2 protein-coding genes are annotated in these 3222 nt (G+C 63.5%); both read right to left on the bottom strand.

Features of this window, described 5'->3' with window-relative positions:
- Positions 1-695 precede the first annotated feature (695 nt).
- Positions 696-1232 (bottom strand): hypothetical protein, encoded by a 537-nt coding sequence (locus AC1RNQ_RS21410; protein ID WP_493174539.1) that lies wholly within the window; start codon positions 1230-1232, stop codon positions 696-698.
- Positions 1233-1240: 8 nt separating this feature from the next.
- The coding region (locus AC1RNQ_RS21405) for a hypothetical protein (RefSeq protein WP_493174537.1) at positions 1241-3222 on the bottom strand (1982 nt) is incomplete at its 5' end.

Here is a 3222-nt window from a genome sequence, read left to right as displayed (position 1 = left end):
CGACCTCGTAACGCACCCCGCCCACCGCTTCGCGAACCGCCGATAGACGGCCCGATGCGTCGTAGGTGAAGGTTTCGCGGGAGGTGAGGAAGTGACGGAAAACCGCGCAACTTCACTCGCGATTCAGGTCAAGCATCTCCTTTCCGAAGGAAGCTTCGCTGCGTTTTTGGGAGAAGGGCGAAAGTCGCGGAGGCCAGCCGCGGCGGGAGCTGTGCCGCGGGCGCGCGACCCAGCGCGCGGGAGGGTCTTTGGCGGCTGGCGCCGTCGTTCCAAAGTTCAGGGAAGTTCAGCCCTGTGGCGGTCCCGTGCCGGACTGGCGCGCGCGATGACGGTGCGGGAGGGCTTGCGCACCGCCTTTCGGCGGGAGCCGCCATGCGGAATAGCGCTGTCTTCACGCATAACGACGACGCGGAGGGCGTGAAGATTGCCCGGCGCGGGCGGCTTAAGGCGACGAAGGATACGCATGCGCGTATCGAAAATGTCTCCTTTGTCGCTTTAAGCTTGCCCTGCGTATCGTCGGAGAGCGGCCACGCGGCCTTGGCGGTCGCAGCAGGCGGTATCGACTCGGCGAGGCGATGCGGATGGATCATCCATCAGTTTGGAGCATAGCGAAATATTTTAGGAAAGCGTTTTCTGACGACGGTCGAATTTGGGGGCTATTGCACGTATCATCGTAATTCCCACCGTAGTCCCCGCTACTCCACGCCCAGCAGCATCCGGTAGAAGCCGCCATACGCAGGGCCGCCCGCGAGGAGGGTGCAGCGGTCAAGGGTTTGGCGTTGAAGCTCCGATCCTGATTGATCGGCCGTAATGCACGCGCCCAGATATTTTGCTGCCTCCGCGAGTGCTGCGAGCAAGCTCGCCCCATCCCGCGCGCACTTCCATATCGTGTGATCTGGGCTGGTGATATCGCGCACCACAAGCTCCCCAGAGGGAGCCTCTAGAGCTAAATAATCCGCTTCCACCTCGCCTATGATGTAGCCGTATGAGACTTGCTCGGGGACATCGAAGAAGCGGGCCATTCCCACCTCCACGCTGCTGGCATCAAAGCGCGCAAAAAGATCATGCAGCGCGGAGTCCGGGAGGCTGTTGTCCTGCTTGGTCGCGCGCTCGCGCACATCAAAGGAGGCCGCAATTTCCGCAGCCTCGTCCCCATCAAGGCCGATACCGGCAAGGGATTTAGCTGTAGGCTTCGCCTCCTGAAGCGCATTCCTAAATGACAACGCGTCCATGTGATGTCCTATTGATTGGGATGCAGCGCTTTGTACCAAGCTTGGTGGATTTTTTCAGGGAGCGGTGTCGCTATCGGACCCTGATCTATGTGGTGATGAACGAGCTTATTGCCAGAAAATCCTGAATGCGAGGGAAATTCTTTTGCCCAAGTGTCGTTCACGACGGGCGAGCGTCCAGCGCGTATGCGAGCTAGGTTTGCTGCGTCAAAATATTCTGGATTTGCCTTCGACATCTCCCGCCAGAACCAAGGTCCATTACGAGGGAAGCCTGCTGCATTCAGCCCCGAACCGGCGGGAGCAAGGCGCATATCTATTTCAACGCCTGCCTTCATATAGCTTTCGGGCACTAGGCTGACTCGTGCCGCTCCACCCGCTGCACTTTCTGCGGCCACTACCTTTGCACCAGCGCTCGCTGTTCTGCTGACCAGCGCTGTTCCGCGCATGGCCGCCGCCAGTTCGGGTGCCGCGGCGGCAAGCGATAGGGCGTCACTCACCGTGAGAGCGCCTTTGTAGGTCAAGGGTTGGCCGTTCGGCTGGTAAACAACTCCGCCGCCCCAGGTGTGCGCCACAACCGGCACATCGACGGGATCCGTCAATGGATAGTTCAATCCATCAACGATCATCCTGCCGACCTCAATGCGCACGCCTATCGGTGCGCCCATGTTTCCAGGCGTATAGCCGCCCGTATAGCTCATGATGTCGTTCGCTGAACCGCTATTTTTCCGTAATCCGGTATCCGCTGCCTCGGCGGCAACGACGGTAAGCGATCTGAAGCTCCCGAGTTGGGCATATAACGCCGCCGCTTCCGGTTCGCTCGCGGCCTTGGCCGCAAGGAGGTCGATGAAGTTGTCACGGCGATCGAGGTCCCTCGCCGTTTCCTCCAGCAGCCGGTCCCTGAACCATGCGTCACCGCCTTTTCTGCGCACGGTGCCCACGTCCGACCACACTTTCGGATTGTCGGCATAGGTGGTGATGAGGTTGGCATAGGAGCCCCTGCCGCCCACCTCCGGGTTGAAGATATTATACCCATCGCTCGCGGCGCCGCCTGTGGCGCTGCCGCCGCCCTCGCCACCGGTGGTGACCGAAGCGGTGCTGCCGGTTTTCGCCAACGCGATATCCTCGAGCAGCGTCTGGCCGGAGCTCGCGGCCGGAGCGGCGGCCGCGGCATCGGCCAAGCTCGTCTTCCCGGCCGCCCGCGTCCCGGAATCGAGATCATTGTCGATCTTGCTGCTGGTGCCACCGCTGGGGTCTCCCGTGAGCGCTCCACCGAGCGCCTCGCCGATGATCTGGCCGAGCGTATCGGGCAGCGCCGCAAGGATGTTGTCGCCGAAGCTGTTGCCCTTGATCGCGCTGCGCGTCGCGGCGTTCGCGAACAGACGCGCCGCGCCGGTTCCGATATGGCGTGCGACATTCGCGCCCGACCCATCGCTTCCCGGGCCGGTCAGTGGTTTCAGCCCACCGCCAGCGGCGTTGCCGACACCCGCGGCGACACCCGCTGCCGCAACGCCCACGAAGCTGAACCTGCTCTGCAAGCCGGTCGCGACACCAAGGCCCTGGGTCAGTGCGCTCGACAGCGCGCCGCGCGCAACCGCATTGGCGATTCCGGTGGCTGTGCCGGCCTCCGCTGCGCCGAACAGGTTGAACTTGCCGAGCCCGCCGCCGACCGCACCGCCAAGGGCCGCCATGCCGACGTTCTTCCAGCTGAACTTGTCCTGGATGCCCGCGGCTATGCCGACGCCCTGCGATACAGCCGAGCCGACGGCGGCCGCCACCGCCCCGCCCGCTATCGCGCCCGCCGTCGCCGCGGTCCCCGCGGCGACCCCCATCGCTGCAAACACGCCCTCCGCGATCTTGGCGAACTGCGGCCCGAGCCACACGCTGAGCCCGATCGCGATCGCCGCGACCAGGATCATGCCGAACATGCCGCATTTGGGTTTCTTGGGCGGTTTGGGGGTGGTCGGGCTGAGCTCGCCGAGCGCGTCGGTGGGGT

It is taken from the genome of Sphingopyxis sp. GW821-FHT12F08 (assembly GCF_058806755.1).
This window is presented reverse-complemented; position numbering and strand designations above follow the sequence as displayed.

Excerpts from the sequence above, each read along its gene's own strand:
- AC1RNQ_RS21410 (WP_493174539.1), bottom strand. The coding sequence starts at position 1,232 with ATGGACGCGTTGTCATTTAGGAATGCGCTTCAGGAGGCGAAGCCTACA.